Genomic DNA, 17,295 nt, shown 5'->3' on the forward strand with positions numbered 1-17,295 from the left:
TCAGGCGATCGCGCCCGCCGTCACGACGAGTTCCGGCGCCGTCCCGTGGAACGTGTCGATGAGCTGCGCCAGCACCGCCCAGGCCTCCTCGCGCCCGCCCAGGTGGTCCCGCACGAGCGGGCGCAGGGCGTCCTCGGCCTCGCGGACCCGGGCCGGGAACATGACATGGCCCAGGGAGAGCACCTCCAGGACCCGGGAGGCCGGACCGTGGGCCGTCGCGTACTGGGCCGGGCTGTCGAGGACGCCCGCCTGTCGCAGCCGGTGCGTGAACTTGGGGTGCGAGCCGAACCGGGCGCGCAGCGCGGGCGGGCAGTCCGGGCGCACCGACAGCGCCCAGCGCGGGTAACCGGGCAGCGCGAACTCGTCGTGGGCCGCGCCGACCGTCGCCCAGTCGCCCCGGGTCAGCACCATGGACGCGGCCGCGCGGGCGGCGGGCATGGAGTTCGCCTTGCGCAGGGCGCCGACGAGGCCGTACCGGACGTAGCTCTCGGGGATGTCGGGTTCCTGCCGCTCGTGGATCGAGCGCACCGCCAGGGGCTTCGTGCGCCCGGGGCCGAACGGCACCCCGCGGGCGAGGGCCCGGCGCAGACCGAGGTCGTTGCCGACGAAGCGCCACACGACGGCGTTCAGCGCGGGGTCGTCCTGCTCCAGGACCCAGAGCACCACCGAGGCGGGCGCGGTGGGCCAGGTCCACGCGCGGTTCAGCCTGCGCTGGATCGTGGCCGCGTTCTCGGCGGTGGCCGGGGGCAGACCGATGCGCGCCCGGATCCGGTCGGCGGTGTCCTCGTCGGTCAGCCCGAGCAGGAAGCCGACCGCCTGCTGGACCGTGTCACTGTCACCCATGGCGGCATGATGCCGCAGGTCGCGAACGGCCCGCACCGGGAAATCGGTTCCCTGTGCGAGCCGTCGAAGCGATCGGTGGGCGCGGGTCAGCCGGCCGCCCGTGCCGCCATCCGGGCCTTGCGCGCCGCCAGCTTCTCGTCGAACTTGGACGCCTCCGAGTCGAGGCCGCCCATGTACAGGCCGATCTCCTCCTGCGCCTTCTGCCCCTCGGGGCCGAGACCGTCGACCTCCATGACCTTCAGGAAGCGCAGCACGGGCTGGATGACGTCGTCGTGGTGGATGCGCAGGTTGTAGACCTCGCCGATCGCCATCTGCGCGGCGAACCGCTCGAAGCCGGGCATGCCGTGACCGGGCATGCGGAAGTTGACGAGGACGTCGCGCACGGCCTGCATGGTCAGGTCGGGGGCCAGCTCGAAGGCGGCCTTCAGGAGGTTGCGGTAGAAGACCATGTGCAGGTTCTCGTCGGTCGCGATGCGCGCCAGCATGCGGTCGCAGACCGGGTCGCCCGACTGGTGGCCGGTGTTGCGGTGCGAGACGCGGGTGGCCAGCTCCTGGAAGGCGACGTAGGCGACCGAGTGCAGCATCGAGTGCCGGTTGTCGGACTCGAAGCCCTCGCTCATGTGGGACATGCGGAACTGCTCCAGCTTGTCCGGGTCCACCGCGCGCGAGGCGAGCAGGTAGTCGCGCATCACGATGCCGTGCCGGCCCTCCTCGGCCGTCCAGCGGTGCACCCAGGTGCCCCAGGCGCCGTCCCGGCCGAAGAGCGAGGCGATCTCGTGGTGGTAGCTGGGCAGGTTGTCCTCGGTGAGCAGGTTCACGACGAGCGCGATCCGGCCGATCTCGGTGACCTTGGACTGCCCCTTCTCCCAGGCCTCGCCGTCCTCGAAGAAGCCGGGGAAGTTGCGGCCGTCGCTCCACGGCACGTACTCGTGGGGCATCCAGTCCTTGGTGACCTTCAGGTGCCGGTTGAGTTCCGTCTCGACCACTTCCTCCAGCGCGTGCAGCAGCTTGGCGTCGGTCCAGACGGCGGGGCTACCGAGGTGAGGGGAGGTGATCGTCACGAGAACTCCAGGGGACGTGAAGCGGAGTGGAACACTCCGGCGAGCGAGGCCGGAACTTACGGAATCGTAGGCTACGTATCCGTAGGTTACGAAACCGTAGGTTAAGAGCGGCGTAAAGATCGCTGATCAGCCGTGTTGCGGCGAGCAATTCGGGGCATGTCAAACAGCCCCGGGAACCGCTGGTCCCAGGGCTGAAAGGGTGATCCGATCACCCGGTCAGGCGTACAGTTCACGCAGCCGCACCGAGAGGCATGTCACACATCCCTCGAGTTTCTCGAACTCGCCGATGTCGACGACGACGGGCTCGTGCCCGAGATCGGCGAGCAGGTCCGCCGTCTTCGGCGCGGCGGCCGAGATGAGCACCTGCGGGCCGCCGAGCAGCACCACGTGCGAGCCGGCCTCCTCGGGCACCGACAGGAAGCGCGGGAACAGCGACGGCCGGTCCACCTTGGGGATGTGGCCGATCACCGTGCCGTCGGGCAGCGCCGTGACCGCCGACTTCAGATGCAGCACCTTGCTCACCGGTACGGCCACGACCCGCGCGCCCAGCGGTTCGAACGCGGCGCGCACCTGCTGGACGCCGGCCGCGTTGGTACGGCCGCCCCGGCCGACGTAGATCGTGTCGCCGACCTTGAGCACGTCACCGCCGTCCAGCGTGCCCGGCTCCCAGATCCAGTTCACCGAGCAGCCCAGGCGGGCCACGGCCTCCTCGACCCCGAGGGTCTCGTCGCGCCGGGACTCTGCGCCGGAGCGCGCGATCAGGGCGACGTTCTTGTACATCACCACCGTGTCCTCGACGAACACGGAGTCCGGGCAGTCGTCGGCCGGGTCGACCTCGACGGTCTCCCAGCCGTGCGCCCGCAGGGCTTCGGCGTACGCCTCCCACTGCTCCAGGGCGAGCTCCACGTCGACCTTCTCCCGCTCGACATGCGTCACCAGGCCTTCGGCGAGGCGCGGGCTGGGGCGGCGGATGAGGGCCTTCTTGCTGGGCACGTCCAGGTCTCCGAATCGGGTGGCACAACCGGCGCCTCGGACGCGGCGCCGGTCAGCCATCATGCAGGGCGGGGCCACCAGGACAAAACCCCGCAGTAACAATGTGCCCCTCCTGAGACCATGCGACGACCGGCGCCCCTAGGCCGGATCGGTCACCTCCGACGCCGTCGTCTCCCGCAGCTCCCCGTCCAGCAGCAGCCACCGGGTGATGCCGATGGACTCCAGGAACGGCAGGTCGTGGCTGGCCACGATCAGTGCGCCCTCGTAGGACTCCAGGGCGGTGGTGAGCTGACGCACGCTCGCCATGTCGAGGCTGTTGGTCGGCTCGTCCAGCATGAGCAACTGGGGCGCCGGCTCGGCCAGCATCAGCGCCGCCAGGCTCGCCCGGAAGCGTTCCCCGCCGGACAGCGTCGCCGCCTTCTGATCGGCGCGGGCGCCCCGGAACAGGAAGCGGGCCAGCCGGGCCCGGATCCGGTTGTTGGTGGCGCCCGGCGCGAACCGGGCCACGTTCTCGGCGACCGTGAGCTCGCCGTCGAGGAGGTCGAGGCGCTGGGGCAGGAAACGCAGCGGCACGTGCGCGTGCGCCTCGCCCGCCTCCGGGGCCAGCTCCCCGGCGATGGTGCGCAGCAGCGTCGTCTTGCCCGCGCCGTTGCGCCCGACCAGCGCGACCCGCTCGGGACCGCGCAGGTCGAAACCACCGTCCACGCGCGCGCCGTACGCGAGCCGGAGGTCCTGGAGCAGCAGGACCTCGCGCCCCGGCGGCACGGCCGTGTACGGCAGTTCGACGCGGATCTCGTCGTCGTCCCGTACGGCCTCCACCGCGTCGTCGAGCCGCTCCTTGGCCTTGGCGAGCTTCTCCTCGTGCATGATCCGGTACTTGCCCGCCGACTCCTGCGCCGCGCGCTTGCGTGCCCCCATCACGATCTTCGGTTCGCGTTTCTGGTCGGACATCTTCTGCCCGTACCGCTTGCGGCGGGCCAGCGTGACCTGGGCGTCGACCAGTTCGCGCTTCTGTTTCTTCAGGTCGGCCTCGGCGACGCGCACCATGCGCTCGGCGGCCTCCTGCTCGGTGGCCAGGGCCTCCTCGTACGCGGAGAAGTTGCCGCCGTACCAGGTGACCTCCCCGGCGCGCAGGTCGGCGATCTGGTCGACGAGGTCGAGCAGCTCGCGGTCGTGGCTGACCACGATCAGTACGCCCGGCCAGGAGGTGACGGCCGAGTACAGCCGCCGCCGGGCGTACAGGTCGAGGTTGTTGGTCGGCTCGTCCAGCAGCAGGACGTCCGGCCGGCGCAGCAGCAGCGCGGCCAGCCGCAGCAGGACCGACTCGCCGCCCGACACCTCGCCGATGGTGCGGTCGAGGTCGATGTGGCCGAGCCCGAGCTCGCCGAGGGTGGCCAGCGCGCGCTCCTCGACGTCCCAGTCGTCGCCGACGGTCTCGAAGTGCCGCGCGGAGGCGTCACCGGCCTCGATGGCGTGCAGCGCGGCCCGCTGCGGGGCGATGCCGAGCGCCGCGTCGACCTTCAGCGTGGTGTCGAGGGTGACGTTCTGCGGGAGGTGTCCGACCTCGCCGGCGAGGCGCACCGTGCCGTCGGAGGGGGTGAGTTCACCGGCGATCAGCTTCAGCAGGGTCGACTTGCCGGAGCCGTTGACGCCGACGAGTCCGGTCCGGCCGGGGCCGAAGGCGACGTCGAGCCCGTCGAAGACGGGGGTGCCGTCCGGCCAGGAGAAGGCGAGGGAGGTACAGGTGATGGAGTGAGTCAAAGCGGGCCTCGTGGTGGCGTGTGCGGTCAGGGGCGACACGTGTCGAGACACCGGAAAGCGGCGACCACCGCGGCAGCGGGGGAGCGCGGAGACATGCAGGAAGTCCTGCTCCGCCAGGACGGCTCGAAGGCCGAGGTCGCACGCGGCGCACACACTCCAGAGGTGTGGCGCGGTGTCTCATGACCTCAGACGAGCAACGTCCTTCTCCTATCGGCGGCAACAGAACCGTTCTAAACGGTAGGAGGGCCCGGAAGGGCTGTCAACGGATTAACGGGCGTCCCGCATCAGCTCCGCCAGGTCGTGGTCGAGGTCGAGCTGCCGGTACTCCGTGCCGGCGGGTACCAGCTCGCTCGTGGCCCGCAGGAAGTCGAGGATCTTCTCGGTGTGGACGTGCACGACGGCGGTGCCTTCGGGCGCGTGGAACTCCAGCACGGTGCGGCCGTACCCGTAGGGCCGCACCCGGACGTCGCCGTGGCCCTCGGCGTCGTGCAGGCCCGCGGCGAGCAGGTCACGGGCGAAGGTCCAGCAGACCTCGACGCCCTCCAGGGTGGCCGGAGCCGGGAAGGTCATGCGGACGGCGAAGGGGTCCTGCCGGTCGTAGGACAGGGTGGCGGGGATGCTCTGCATCCGAGGCGCGGCGGCGACCAGACGTGCCTCTACGGGCTGCTCGATGACGGTGGTGGACAACGCCTTGCTCCCTCGTGACGGCGGGACGATCTTCCGGGCGGTGCGTCCGGACACTGGAAGAGACGCCGGAACCGGCCGATCCGTGCACACCCATTCCTAGTGACCTCGGTCACCGCCTTTCATGCACGCGAGTGACTCACCTCTCCTCCCGTGTCTCCTAGGGCGGTTGAGGTGATCGGCGGCATCTGGACGCCACCGAAATCCGTGGGCTAGCTTCGCTCGCCATGAGGCGCTTGGGGAAGACGCGACGCACGGTTCGGACTTCACGCGGGAGCGGCCGGGTGGTGGCGGCGGCCTGCGGGGCGGCGGCACTGGCCCTCCTGACCGCCCTGCCCGCCGAGGCGCACACACCGCGGCCCGCGGCGCCGCACTGGGACCTCAAGGACACCGGCACGACCGCCGTACGGTTCCGGGGTCTCGCGGCGGTCGACCGGCACACCGCCTGGGTGTCCGGCACCGAGGGCACCGTCCTGCGCACCACCGACGGCGGCGAGAACTGGCGCAACGTCTCGCCGCCCGGCGCCGCCGACCTCCAGTTCCGGGACATCGAGGCGTTCGACGCGCGCCGCGCCGTGGTGCTCGCCATCGGCGAGGGCGAGGCGTCGCGCGTGTACCGCACCGAGGACGGCGGGACGACCTGGACGGAGTCCTTCCGCAACACCGACGCCCACGCCTTCTACGACTGCCTGACCTTCTTCGACCGCCGTCACGGCCTCGCCATGAGCGACCCGGTGGGCGGAAAGTTCCGCATCCTGTCGACCGCCGACGGCGGCCGCTCCTGGAAGGTGCTGCCGAACGACGGCATGCCGGCCGCCCTGGACGGCGAGGCGGGTTTCGCGGCCAGTGGCCAGTGCCTGGTCGCCTCCGGGACGAAGGACGTCTGGCTGGCCACCGGCGGGGCCGCACGCGCGCGTGTGCTGCACTCCTCCGACCGAGGACTGACGTGGACGGCCGCCGACACCCCGATCCCCGCGGGGGACCCCGCGCGCGGGGTCTTCGCCGTCGCCTTCCGCGACCGCACCCAGGGCCTCGCCGTCGGCGGCGACTACCGCGCCGACCAGCCCTCCCCGCGGGCCGCCGCCGCGACCGGCGACGCGGGCCGCACCTGGCGGCCGGCCGCCACACCCCCGCCCGCCTACCGCTCCGGTGTCGCCTGGCTCCCGCACAGCCGCTCCGCCGCCCTCGCCGTCGGCCCCACCGGCACCGACCTGACCACCGACGCCGGCCGCACCTGGCGCACCCTCGACACGGGCTCGTACGACACCGTGGACTGCACCCCCGACCTCGGCTGCTGGGCCGCCGGCGAACAGGGGCGCGTGGCACGCCTGGAGAGCTGAGCCGCTCTCGGGGTACCCGGTGGGCGCGAACGCGAAAGGAGTGAGCGCCCATGCCACGCGGTTCCAGCCCCAAGCGGGAGCGCCAGTACGAGCACATCAAGGAGAGCGCGCAGGACCGGGGCGAGAGCCCCGGACGCGCGAAGGAGATCGCCGCCCGGACGGTCAACAAGGAACGCGCCCGGTCCGGCGAGTCCAAGACCGCGAGCCGCACGTCCGTCCAGGACATGTCGTCCGGCAAGCGGGGCGGTCAGCGGTCCGGCAAGGGCTCCCAGGGGCCCACGTACGACCAGCTCTACGGGGAGGCCAAGCGGCGGGGCGTCAAGGGCCGTTCGGACATGAACAAGAGCCAGCTGCAACGCGCGCTCGGCGACAAGAGCTGACGCGTCCGCGTCCGCGGCGGAACACGATCGCGGGCCCGTCCCCAGGAGCCGTACGCTCGTCCCCACCATGACGACCGTAGACATTCCGGCGGGCTGGCCCGCGACCGAGGAAGCGGCCCGCGCCGTCCAGGACGAGCTGCGGGTCCGGGTGGTGCTCGACGAACCGGGGCCGCCGCCCGGCACGGGGTACGTGACGGGCGTCGACGTCGCCTACGACGACGAGCGGGACGTCGTCGCGGCGGCGGCCGTCGTACTGGACGCCGCGAGCCTGGAAGTCGTCGCCGAGGCCACCGCCGTCGGGCGGATCTCCTTCCCGTACGTGCCCGGGCTGCTCGCCTTCCGCGAGATCCCCACCGTGCTGGCCGCTCTGGACGCCCTGCCCCGGCCGCCCGGCCTGGTCGTCTGTGACGGCTACGGCCTGGCCCACCCGCGCCGCTTCGGTCTCGCCAGCCACCTGGGCGTCCTCACCGGCCTGCCCACGATCGGCGTCGCCAAGAACCCGTTCACCTTCACGTACGACGATCCCGACGCCCCGCGCGGATCGGCGTCCCCGCTGCTGGCGGGCGACGACGAGGTGGGGCGGGCGCTGCGCACCCGGGCGGGCGTGAAGCCGGTCTTCGTGTCCGTCGGCCACCGCGTCACCCTGGACGACGCCTGCGCCCACACCCTCGCGCTCACCCCGGAGTTCCGCCTCCCGGAAACGACGCGGAGGGCGGACGCACTGTGCCGGCGGGCCCTCCAGGAGGCGACCACCCGTCACTGACCGACCTCCTGGTACGCGGAGTAGTAGACCGCCGATGTAGTGGACCGCCTCCTGGGCGTAGTGCTTCAGGTTGCCGTTGGCAGGCGCACGCGGACGTTCGAGCAGGTCGCCCGAGTGCGCCAGGGGAGTACGTCGTCTGAGTACGTGGTCTGAGTACGTGGTCTGAGTACCCGTACGGATGTGCGCCCCCGGCTCAGCTCGACAGGCTGGGCCCATGACCACGCACCGTGCCCCGAAGCCCCTCGCCGACCCGAACCGGCCCGTCGAGCGTGCCGTGAACGCCGCGCTGATCCTCGCCGTCCTGGCGGGTGTCGGCTGGATCGCCGGCATGATCTACACGTTGGCGCAGTGGCCGGTCTGAGGCCGAAGACACGGCACGGGGACGGTCAGCGGCGCGCCGCGACGCGGAAGCGGACACCCGCCCGGGTCAACCGTCCGGTCAGCGCGTCGCCCATCGCCACCGCCGTCGTCACCTGCCCCGCGGTCGGCGGGAGGTCGTCGCAGGCCAGGGCCAGCGCCGCCTCGGCGAACATCTTCGCCGTCTCGTCGTAGCCGGGATCGCCGCCCGCCACCTCGGTGCACACCCGCCGCCCGCCGCCCTCGCCGACGAACCGCACCGAGAACCAGCTCCGCGCCCGCTTCTGGGCGCTGGGTCCCTCCCCGGGCTTGAGCCGGTCCGACAGCCAGCGCCGGGCGGGCGGCAGCTGGGCCGCCGCGGCGAGCGTCCCGACCGCCGCCACCCCGCCCACGGCGACGGGCAGCCGCCGTACGGCCGCGTAGTGCCGGTAGCGGAAGTCGGGCCCGTAGCGCGGCAGCGCCCTCGCCGACCGCAGCACGATCTGCGGGTCGATGGTCGGCAGCGGCAGCGCCCAGGCGCCGACTTCCGGGGCGAACCGGGGCGGTCCCACCGGCGCGGTGGCCCGACGGCCCATCAGTCGGGGTTCGTGCCGGCCTCGCTCCCGTGCGGCGGCCAGCATCTGCCGACCGCGCGCGAACTGGCCCAGCGCGGAGGCGAAGGTGCCGCCCGAGAAGGTGGCGTCGACGGTCACGAAGCCGTCCACGGTCAGGGGCACGCCCTCCGGAAGCTGCCGGACGGTGAAGTACACGCCCAGGTCGTGCGGGACGGAGTCGAAGCCGCACGCGTGGAGCAGCCGCGCACCCGTCTCACGCGCGCGTGCGTCGTGCCGGACGTACATCAGGTCCACGAACTCCGGCTCGCCGGTGAGGTCGAGGTAGTCGGCGCCGGTGTCCGCGCAGGCCGCCACGAGTTCCTCGCCGTACGACACGTACGGACCCACCGTCGTGGCCACCACGCGCGCGTGTTCCGCGAGGGCGCGCAGGGACGCCGGGTCCGAGACGTCGGCGCGCAGCACCCCGACGTCCCCGCCGAGCCGCTCGCGCAGCCGCTCCAGCTTCTCCTCGCCCCGGCCGGCGATCGCCCAGCGCAGATCGGCGGGCGCATGGGCGGCGAGGTACTCCGCGGTGAGCGTGCCCACGAAGCCGGTGGCCCCGAAGAGCACGATGTCGTACGGACGGTCCGACCTTTTCAGCCTGCTCATGACACCTCTTCGTCGTCGTGCAGCCCGCGCCGCTGTCGGTGGCTGAGGCTAGCGTGAGCAGTGCGGAGGCCGACGGCAGGTGCCCCTAAAGTGTCTAAGCGCTTGCTCGCTCACCTCTTGTGCCCACTGGAACACGTTCTTAGCATCACTGGTGTTACATCGGTTGTGTCACAGCAAGGGGGCTGGATGACGACGGGACGGACGGCCGGGCACGGCCCGCTGGCGGGCGTGCGCGTGGTGGAACTCGCCGGGATCGGCCCCGGCCCCTTCGCGGGCATGCTGCTGGCCGACCTCGGCGCCGACGTCGTCCGCGTGGACCGCCCCGGTGGCCCCGCTCTGGCCATCGATCCCGCCCACGACATCACCAACCGCAACAAGCGCTCGGTGATCGTCGACCTCAAGGCGCCGGACGGCCCCGCGCGCGTGCTCGACCTCGCCGCCCGCGCCGACGTGCTCATCGAGGGCAACCGGCCGGGTGTCGCCGAGCGCCTCGGCGTCGGCCCCGGGGACTGTCACGCCCGCAACCCCCGTCTGGTCTACGGCCGGATGACCGGCTGGGGCCAGGACGGCCCGCTCGCCGACCGCGCCGGTCACGACGTCTCCTACATCGCCGTCACCGGCGCGCTCGGCATGATCGGCACCCCGGACCGGCCGCCGCCCGTCCCCGCCAACCTGCTGGGGGACTACGCGGGAGGCTCCCTCTACCTCGTCGTCGGTGTCCTCGCCGCCCTGCACCACGCGCGCGTGAGCGGCACGGGCCAGGTCGTCGACGCGGCCATCGTCGACGGCACCGCGCATCTCTCCGCGATGATCCACGGCATGCTCTCGGCCGGCGGCTGGCAGGACCGGCGCGCCGCCAACCTGCTCGACGGCGGCTGCCCTTACTACGGCACCTACGAGACCGCCGACGGCGGGTACATGGCCGTCGGCGCCCTGGAGCCGCAGTTCTACGACGCGTTCGTGGACCTTCTCGGCCTCGAGGACCTCCGCGAGGCCCGCAGGGACTGGACGCGCTGGGGAGAACTGCGCGAGGCCGTCGCCGCCCGCTTCCGATCCCGCACCCGGGACGAGTGGACGGCCCGCTTCGAGGGCTCCGACGCGTGTGTGGCGCCCGTGCTGTCGCTGCGTGAGGCCCCCCGCCACCCGCATCTCGCGGCCCGCGGCACCTTCACCGACCACGGCGGCATCACCCAGCCGGCCCCCGCGCCCCGCTTCTCCGCGACGCCCACGGCCGTCCGTACCGGGCCCGCGCGACCGGGCGCCGACACGCGCGAGGTGGCGCGTGACTGGGACATACCGGAGCTTGTGACAGATCTTGTGAAGACGCCCGCCGAGACCGCGGCGGGGACCTCCGCGGAGGCGACCGCGACGACCACCGCGACGACCACCGCGACGACCTCTGTCAAGGACCTCCCGCACCAGGGCGACTGACCCCGCCCCGCACGGCCCACCCTCCCGAAAGGCTTACCAGTGAGCACCGAAGCGTACGTGTACGACGCGATCCGCACCCCGCGCGGGCGCGGCAAGGCGAACGGCGGCCTGCACGGCACGAAGCCCATCGATCTCGTCGTCGGCCTCATCCACGAGCTCCGAAGCCGCTTCCCCGGCCTCGACCCGGCCGCCATCGACGACATCGTGCTCGGCGTCGTCGGCCCCGTGGGCGACCAGGGCTCCGACATCGCGCGCATCGCCGCCATCGCGGCCGGACTGCCGGACACCGTCGCCGGCGTGCAGGAGAACCGCTTCTGTGCCTCGGGCCTGGAGGCCGTCAACCTGGCCGCCATGAAGGTCCGTTCGGGCTGGGAGGACCTCGTTCTGGCGGGCGGGGTGGAATCGATGTCCCGGGTGCCGATGGCCTCGGACGGCGGTGCCTGGTTCAACGACCCGATGACCAACCTGGCCGTCAACTTCGTGCCGCAGGGCATCGGCGCCGACCTCATCGCCACCATCGAGGGCTTCTCCCGTCGCGATGTCGACGAATACGCGGCCCTGTCGCAGGAGCGGGCGGCGACGGCCTGGAAGGAGGGCCGCTTCGACCGCTCCGTGGTGCCGGTGAAGGACCGCAGCGGCCTCGTCGTCCTCGACCACGACGAACACCCGCGCCCCGGCACCACCGCCGACTCGCTCGGCAAGCTGAAGCCGTCCTTCGCCGACATCGGCGAGCTGGGCGGCTTCGACGCGGTGGCGCTCCAGAAGTACCACTGGGTGGAGAAGATCGATCACGTCCACCACGCGGGCAACTCCTCCGGCATCGTCGACGGCGCCTCCCTGGTCGCGATCGGCTCCAGGGAGGTCGGCGAGCGCCACGGGCTCACCCCCCGCGCGCGGATCGTCTCCGCGGCGGTCTCCGGCTCCGAGCCGACGATCATGCTCACCGGCCCCGCGCCCGCCACCCGCAAGGCCCTCGCCAAGGCCGGTCTGACCATCGACGACATCGACCTCGTCGAGATCAACGAGGCCTTCGCGGCGGTCGTCCTGCGCTTCGTCAAGGACATGGGCCTGTCCCTGGACAAGGTCAACGTCAACGGCGGCGCCATCGCCCTCGGTCACCCGCTCGGCGCCACCGGCGCGATGATCCTCGGCTCGCTCGTCGACGAACTGGAGCGCCAGGACAAGCGCTACGGCCTCGCCACCCTCTGCGTCGGCGGCGGCATGGGCATCGCCACCATCGTCGAGCGCGTCTGACCACCCCAGCGGAACTCAGAGACTTCTACGGAGACCCCGTCATGACACAGAGCACCACCATCCGCTGGGAACAGGACCGCACCGGCCTCGTCACCCTCGTCCTCGACGACCCCGACCAGTCCGCGAACACCATGAACGCGGCCTTCCGCGCCTCCCTCGCCGCGGTCACCGACCGCCTGGAGGCCGAGAAGGACTCCATCCGGGGCATCATCCTCACCTCGGCCAAGAAGACGTTCTTCGCCGGCGGCGACCTGCGCGACCTCATCCGCGTCACCCCCGGGACGGCCCAGGAGCTGCTGGACGGCGGACTGGAGATCAAGCGCAACCTCCGTCGCATCGAGACCCTCGGCAAGCCGGTCGTCGCCGCACTGAACGGCGCGGCCCTCGGCGGCGGCTACGAGCTCGCCCTCGCCTGCCACCACCGCGTCGCCCTGGACGCGCCCGGCTCGAAGATCGGCTGCCCCGAGGTCACCCTCGGCCTGCTCCCCGGCGGCGGCGGTGTCGTGCGCACGGTCCGGCTGCTGGGCATCACCGACGCCCTCCTCAAGGTCCTCCTCAAGGGCACCCAGTACAGCCCGCGGCGAGCCCTGGAGAACGGCCTGGTCGACGAGGTCGCCGACTCGCCCGACGAACTGCTCGCCAAGGCCCGCGCCTTCATCGACGCGAACCCCGAGTCGCAGCAGCCCTGGGACAAGCCGGGCTACCGCATCCCGGGCGGCACCCCGTCGAACCCCCGGTTCGCCGCCAACCTGCCCGCGTTCCCGGCCAGCCTGCGCAAGGAGACCAACGGCGCCCCCTACCCGGCTCCGCGGAACATCCTCGCCGCGGCCGTCGAGGGCGCCCAGGTCGACTTCGAGACTGCGCAGGTCATCGAGGCCCGCTACTTCGTCGAACTGGCCGCCGGACAGACGTCGAAGAACATGATCCAGGCGTTCTTCTTCGACCTCCAGGCCGTCAACTCCGGCGTCAGCCGCCCCCAGGGCGTCGCACCCCGCCAGGTCCGCAAGGTGGCCGTCCTGGGCGCCGGGATGATGGGCGCCGGCATCGCCTACTCGTGCGCCCGCGCGGGCATCGACGTCGTCCTGAAGGACGTCTCCCTGGAGGCCGCCCTCAAGGGCAGGGCCTACTCCGAGAAGCTGTGCGCCAAGGCCGTCTCCCGGGGCCGTACGACCCAGGAGAAGGCGGACGCGCTGCTCGCCCGCATCACGGCCACCGCCGACCCCCAGGACCTGGCCGGCTGCGACGCGGTGATCGAGGCCGTCTTCGAGGACACCGCCCTCAAGCACAAGGTGTTCCAGGAGATCGAGCAGGTCGTCGCCCCCGACGCCCTGCTGTGCTCCAACACCTCCACCCTGCCGATCACCGCCCTCGCCGAAGGCGTCGAGCGTCAGGACGACTTCATCGGGCTGCACTTCTTCTCGCCCGTGGACAAGATGCCGCTCGTCGAGATCATCAAGGGCGAGCGCACCGGTGACGAAGCGCTCGCGCGGGCCTTCGACCTGGTCCGGCAGATCAAGAAGACGCCGATCGTCGTCAACGACTCGCGCGGCTTCTTCACCTCACGGGTGATCGGCCACTTCATCAACGAGGGCGTCGCCATGGTCGGCGAGGGCATCGAGCCCGCGTCCGTGGAGCAGGCGGCGGCCCAGGCGGGCTACCCGGCCAAGGTCCTGTCCCTCATGGACGAACTCACGCTCACCCTCCCGCGCAAGATCCGCAACGAATCCAGGAGGGCCGTGGAGGAAGCGGGCGGTGTCTGGCCCGGCCACCCCGCCGAGGCCGTCATCGACCGCATGGTCGACGAGTTCGGCCGCACCGGCCGCAGTGGGGGAGCCGGCTTCTACGAGTACGGCGAGGACGGCAGGCGGACCGGGCTGTGGCCGGGCCTGCGCGAGCACTTCACGCGCGCGGACGCCGAGATCCCCTTCCGGGACATGCAGGAGCGCATGCTCTTCGCCGAGGCCCTCGACACCGTCAAGCTCCTCGAAGAGGGTGTTCTGACGTCCGTCGCGGACGCCAACATCGGCTCCCTCTTCGGCATCGGCTTCCCCGGCTGGACCGGCGGGGTCCTCCAGTACATCAACGGCTACGAGGGTGACCCCGAAGTGGGCACCGGGCTCCCTGGATTCGTGGCCCGCGCGCGTCAGCTCGCCGAGCGCTACGGCGACCGCTTCACCCCGCCCGCGCTGCTGGTGGAGAAGGCGGAGCGGGGGGAGACCTTCACGGACGGGCGCTGAGCCACCGGGCCGTCACGGGGAGCCGTCCGCCGGCGGCTCCCCGAGCCACTCCCGCAGCTCCTCCGTCAGCGACCGCTGGAAGGCCGTCAGCAGCGCCTGGACGACCAGGGGCTGCATGTGCGCCGACAGCGACCTCACCGCCTGCGCGTCGCCCTCCGGCACCTCCTCGCGCAGCAGCCGCGACAGCTCGTGGGCCGCGGCGCGCGCGTGGTCGAGGAGGACGGTCCGGGCCGCGAGGATCGCCTCCGGCGACAGCGGCACGTCGAGGAGGCGCACACCCAGCCGCAGCAGTCCCGCGTCGACCCGGTACGCGTCCTCGTCGGCCGGGTCACCGGCGTCGGCGCCCAGCACGCCCATCGCGGCGAGCCGGTCCACGTCCTCGTCGCTGAGCGCCCGCCCGGCCCGCCGCTGGAGTTCCTCGCGCGGCACCGTCTCCACGGCGTCCGGCGCCCACGAGGCCACCACGGCCCGGTGCACGGCGAGGTCGTGGGCGTCGAGACCGGGCGGCAGCCGGTCCAGATAGCGTTCGATCGCCGCCAGCGTCAGGCCCTGCCGGCGCAGCTCCTCGATCAGCGCCAGGCGCGCGAGATGCCCGGCACCGTAGTGCCCCACCCGGCGCGGACCGATGACCGGCGGGGGCAGCAGCCCCTTGGTGCCGTAGAAGCGCACCGTCCGTACCGTGACCCCCGCCCGGGCGGCCAGCTCGTCGACCGTGAGGGCCGGCTCCTCGGTCTCGATCGTCATGTGCAGCAGTATCGCTGTCACACCGGTGCTGTGAAACCGCTCGGCCCCTGGTGGGCGGCGTGTGAGAAGCGGCGCGCTGTGACATGGACCACCGCATGAGCGCCGGGGCCTCTGGGAAGGTGCCGCCTTGGTCTGTGCCCCTACCCGGGAGCCGCGGGCCACGACCGTACGGACACCCGGGCACGCCCCGCCCGGGCGCACCAGAGAGTGGAACCACCCGTGAGCAAGGACAGCGCGCGCACGGCCGAAGTCGCCGCCCACCCCCAGGCGACCGCGACACCCGCGGACGCGGGCGACGCCGGCTACAGCAAGGACCTCAAGCACCGCCACGTCAACATGATCGCCATCGGCGGCGCCATCGGCACCGGCCTCTTCCTGGGCGCCGGAGGACGCCTCCACAACGCCGGCCCGGCCCTCGCGCTCGCCTACCTCGTCTGCGGCGTCTTCGCCTTCTTCGTGGTCCGCGCCCTCGGCGAGCTGGTCCTCTACCGGCCCTCCTCCGGCTCGTTCGTGTCCTACGCGCGCGAGTTCCTCGGCGAGAAGGGCGCCTATGTCGCCGGGTGGATGTACTTCCTGAACTGGTCGACGACCGGCATCGCCGACATCACCGCGATCGCGCTGTACACGCACTACTGGAGCATGTTCACGAGCATCCCCCAGTGGGTGCTCGCGCTCATCGCCCTCGCGGTCGTCCTGGCCGTGAACCTGATCTCGGTGAAGATCTTCGGCGAGATGGAGTTCTGGTTCGCGATCGTCAAGGTCGCCACCCTGGTCGCCTTCATGTGTGTCGGCATCTTCCTGCTCGCCACCCAGCACCAGGTGGACGGACAGACGCCCGGCCCGAGCGTGATCACGGACCACGGCGGTCTCCTCCCGCACGGCATGATGCCCGTCGTCCTCGTCATGCAGGGCGTGATCTTCGCGTACGCCGCGCTGGAGCTGGTCGGCGTCGCCGCGGGCGAGACCGCCGAGCCGGAGAAGGTCGTCCCGCGCGCGGTGAACTCGATCATGTGGCGCGTCGGCCTCTTCTATGTCGGCTCCGTCGTCCTGCTCGCGCTGCTGCTGCCCGGCTCGGCCTACTCGGCCGACGAGAGCCCCTTCGTGACGGTCCTGTCGAAGATCGGCGTCTCGGGCGCCGGTGACGTGATGAACCTGGTGGTCCTCACGGCCGCCATGTCCTCCCTCAACTCCGGCCTGTACTCCACCGGCCGCATCCTGCGCTCCATGGCCATGGCGGGCTCCGCCCCCAAGTTCACCGCCCGGATGAACCGCAGCCAGGTCCCCTACGGCGGCATCCTGCTGACCTGCGGTGTCTGTGTGCTCGGTGTCGGCCTGAACTTCCTCATGCCCAGCCAGGCCTTCGAGATCGTGCTGAACATCGCCTCCCTCGGCATCATCAGCACCTGGGTGATCATCATGATCTGCCACCTGGTCTTCGTCCGGCGAGCCAAGGCGGGCCTCGTCACCCGTCCCGACTTCCGGCTCCCCGGCAGCCCGGTCACGGAGATCGTCACGATCGCCTTCCTGGTCGCCGTCCTCGGCCTGATGGGGAACGACCCCGAGGTCGGCCGCAAGACGCTCCTGCTGATCCCGGTGATCGCGGCCGCCTTGGTCGGCGGCTGGTACGCGGTCCGCAGCAGGGTGTCCAAGGCGACGGACGCCGAACTGACGGAGCTGTCCCGGCCCACGGAGTAACAAGGCGAGGCAGCAGGCGAAGCAGCAGGTCGGAGCCACTGTCAGTGGCATCGCCTACGGTGGCGTCATGTCGGAGATCACTTACGTCCGGGGTGACGCCACCGTTCCGTCGGTGAAGGGCGTCAAGGTGATCGCCCATGTCTGCAACGACCTCGGCGGATGGGGGAAGGGCTTCGTCCTCGCGCTGTCCCGCCGCTGGCCGGAGCCGGAGGCCGCCTACCGTGCCTGGCACCGGGAGCGCGCCTCGAACGACTTCGGCCTCGGCGCGCTCCAGCTCGTCCAGGTGAAACCCGACGTCTGGGTCGCCAACATGATCGGCCAGCGCGGCACACGGACGGGCAGCAAAGGCGTCCCCGTGCGTTACCCGGCCATCGACACCGCCCTGGCCCGCCTGGCCGACCACGCGATCGAACTCGGCGCGTCGGTGCACATGCCCCGGATAGGCTGCGGTCTGGCCGGCGGCAAGTGGTCCCGCGTCGAACCGCTCGTCACCGAGCGGCTGGTCGAGCGGGGCGTCGCGGTGACGGTGTACGACCACGGGGAGGGGTAG

General features: G+C 71.9%; 16 protein-coding genes. 9 read left to right on the forward strand and 7 right to left on the reverse strand.

What is annotated here, in order from left to right:
• From G9272_RS37575 to G9272_RS37595, 5 genes are all read right to left on the reverse strand, one after another.
• Window positions 1-843, reverse strand: coding sequence for a hypothetical protein (locus tag G9272_RS37575; protein ID WP_171400678.1), 843 nt, complete (start codon window positions 841-843; stop codon window positions 1-3).
• An 86-nt stretch (window positions 844-929) separates the two neighbouring features.
• A complete protein-coding gene (locus tag G9272_RS37580; protein WP_020129430.1) occupies window positions 930-1,904 on the reverse strand; it encodes an acyl-ACP desaturase in 975 nt (324 codons plus the stop codon).
• A gap of 216 nt (window positions 1,905-2,120) precedes the next feature.
• Window positions 2,121-2,897 (reverse strand): dimethylargininase, encoded by a 777-nt coding sequence (ddaH, locus tag G9272_RS37585; protein WP_171400679.1) that lies wholly within the window; start codon window positions 2,895-2,897, stop codon window positions 2,121-2,123.
• Window positions 2,898-3,035: 138 nt separating this feature from the next.
• A complete protein-coding gene (locus G9272_RS37590) occupies window positions 3,036-4,658 on the reverse strand; it encodes an ABC-F family ATP-binding cassette domain-containing protein (RefSeq protein ID WP_171400680.1) in 1,623 nt (540 codons plus the stop codon).
• Between the two features lie 267 nt (window positions 4,659-4,925).
• Window positions 4,926-5,285, reverse strand: a complete 360-nt coding sequence (locus tag G9272_RS37595; RefSeq protein WP_171402344.1) for an SsgA family sporulation/cell division regulator — start codon at window positions 5,283-5,285, stop codon at window positions 4,926-4,928.
• 284 nt (window positions 5,286-5,569) lie between these two features.
• On the opposite strand from G9272_RS37595, the gene G9272_RS37600 reads away from it, so the two are divergent.
• From G9272_RS37600 to mmpA, 4 genes are all read left to right on the forward strand, one after another.
• Entirely contained in the window at window positions 5,570-6,682 is a 1,113-nt protein-coding gene (locus tag G9272_RS37600; RefSeq protein WP_253268062.1) for a WD40/YVTN/BNR-like repeat-containing protein, read from the forward strand.
• Window positions 6,683-6,732: 50 nt separating this feature from the next.
• On the forward strand, window positions 6,733-7,062 hold the full coding sequence (locus G9272_RS37605; protein ID WP_171400682.1) for a plasmid stabilization protein: 330 nt from the start codon (window positions 6,733-6,735) through the stop codon (window positions 7,060-7,062).
• A gap of 67 nt (window positions 7,063-7,129) precedes the next feature.
• Window positions 7,130-7,825 (forward strand): endonuclease V, encoded by a 696-nt coding sequence (locus G9272_RS37610; protein WP_171400683.1) that lies wholly within the window; start codon window positions 7,130-7,132, stop codon window positions 7,823-7,825.
• A gap of 214 nt (window positions 7,826-8,039) precedes the next feature.
• Complete coding sequence (mmpA, locus tag G9272_RS37615; protein ID WP_171400684.1) at window positions 8,040-8,186, forward strand: morphogenic membrane protein MmpA; 147 nt, start codon at window positions 8,040-8,042, stop codon at window positions 8,184-8,186.
• A 25-nt stretch (window positions 8,187-8,211) separates the two neighbouring features.
• Here the strand turns inward: mmpA and G9272_RS37620 are convergent, their stop codons facing one another.
• On the reverse strand, window positions 8,212-9,384 hold the full coding sequence (locus G9272_RS37620; RefSeq protein WP_171400685.1) for a saccharopine dehydrogenase family protein: 1,173 nt from the start codon (window positions 9,382-9,384) through the stop codon (window positions 8,212-8,214).
• 186 nt (window positions 9,385-9,570) lie between these two features.
• Between G9272_RS37620 and G9272_RS37625 the strand changes: the two genes are divergently transcribed.
• Genes G9272_RS37625 through G9272_RS37635 form a run of 3 tightly spaced genes read left to right on the forward strand, consistent with a single transcriptional unit; the run spans window position 9,571 to window position 14,306 of the window.
• The gene (locus G9272_RS37625) at window positions 9,571-10,815 is read left to right on the forward strand and encodes a CaiB/BaiF CoA transferase family protein (RefSeq protein WP_171400686.1); all 1,245 of its coding nucleotides are present in this window, start codon (window positions 9,571-9,573) and stop codon (window positions 10,813-10,815) included.
• A 39-nt stretch (window positions 10,816-10,854) separates the two neighbouring features.
• Window positions 10,855-12,069, forward strand: coding sequence for an acetyl-CoA C-acetyltransferase (locus G9272_RS37630; protein WP_020129441.1), 1,215 nt, complete (start codon window positions 10,855-10,857; stop codon window positions 12,067-12,069).
• A 41-nt stretch (window positions 12,070-12,110) separates the two neighbouring features.
• Window positions 12,111-14,306: a 3-hydroxyacyl-CoA dehydrogenase NAD-binding domain-containing protein gene (locus G9272_RS37635; protein ID WP_171400687.1), complete on the forward strand. Its 2,196-nt coding sequence runs from the start codon at window positions 12,111-12,113 to the stop codon at window positions 14,304-14,306.
• A 12-nt stretch (window positions 14,307-14,318) separates the two neighbouring features.
• Here the strand turns inward: G9272_RS37635 and G9272_RS37640 are convergent, their stop codons facing one another.
• The gene (locus G9272_RS37640; RefSeq protein ID WP_171400688.1) at window positions 14,319-15,050 is read right to left on the reverse strand and encodes a MerR family transcriptional regulator; all 732 of its coding nucleotides are present in this window, start codon (window positions 15,048-15,050) and stop codon (window positions 14,319-14,321) included.
• 219 nt (window positions 15,051-15,269) lie between these two features.
• On the opposite strand from G9272_RS37640, the gene G9272_RS37645 reads away from it, so the two are divergent.
• Together G9272_RS37645 and G9272_RS37650 are read left to right on the forward strand one after the other, a co-directional pair.
• Complete coding sequence (locus tag G9272_RS37645) at window positions 15,270-16,745, forward strand: amino acid permease (RefSeq protein ID WP_171400689.1); 1,476 nt, start codon at window positions 15,270-15,272, stop codon at window positions 16,743-16,745.
• A gap of 67 nt (window positions 16,746-16,812) precedes the next feature.
• Entirely contained in the window at window positions 16,813-17,295 is a 483-nt protein-coding gene (locus G9272_RS37650) for a macro domain-containing protein (protein ID WP_171400690.1), read from the forward strand.

The sequence above is a fragment of the Streptomyces asoensis genome, assembly GCF_013085465.1.
Lineage (GTDB): Bacteria > Actinomycetota > Actinomycetes > Streptomycetales > Streptomycetaceae > Streptomyces > Streptomyces cacaoi_A.

Bases quoted from the DNA above. Each gene is read 5' to 3' on its own strand.
- G9272_RS37575 (WP_171400678.1), bottom strand. From the start codon at position 843: ATGGGTGACAGTGACACGGTCCAGCAGGCGGTCGGCTTCCTGCTCGGG.
- G9272_RS37595 (WP_171402344.1), bottom strand. From the start codon at position 5,285: ATGCAGAGCATCCCCGCCACCCTGTCCTACGACCGGCAGGACCCCTTC.
- G9272_RS37600 (WP_253268062.1), top strand. From the start codon at position 5,570: ATGAGGCGCTTGGGGAAGACGCGACGCACGGTTCGGACTTCACGCGGG.
- G9272_RS37605 (WP_171400682.1), top strand. From the start codon at position 6,733: ATGCCACGCGGTTCCAGCCCCAAGCGGGAGCGCCAGTACGAGCACATC.
- G9272_RS37610 (WP_171400683.1), top strand. From the start codon at position 7,130: ATGACGACCGTAGACATTCCGGCGGGCTGGCCCGCGACCGAGGAAGCG.
- mmpA (WP_171400684.1), top strand. From the start codon at position 8,040: ATGACCACGCACCGTGCCCCGAAGCCCCTCGCCGACCCGAACCGGCCC.
- G9272_RS37620 (WP_171400685.1), bottom strand. From the start codon at position 9,384: ATGAGCAGGCTGAAAAGGTCGGACCGTCCGTACGACATCGTGCTCTTC.
- G9272_RS37625 (WP_171400686.1), top strand. From the start codon at position 9,571: ATGACGACGGGACGGACGGCCGGGCACGGCCCGCTGGCGGGCGTGCGC.
- G9272_RS37635 (WP_171400687.1), top strand. From the start codon at position 12,111: ATGACACAGAGCACCACCATCCGCTGGGAACAGGACCGCACCGGCCTC.
- G9272_RS37640 (WP_171400688.1), bottom strand. From the start codon at position 15,050: ATGACGATCGAGACCGAGGAGCCGGCCCTCACGGTCGACGAGCTGGCC.
- G9272_RS37650 (WP_171400690.1), top strand. From the start codon at position 16,813: ATGTCGGAGATCACTTACGTCCGGGGTGACGCCACCGTTCCGTCGGTG.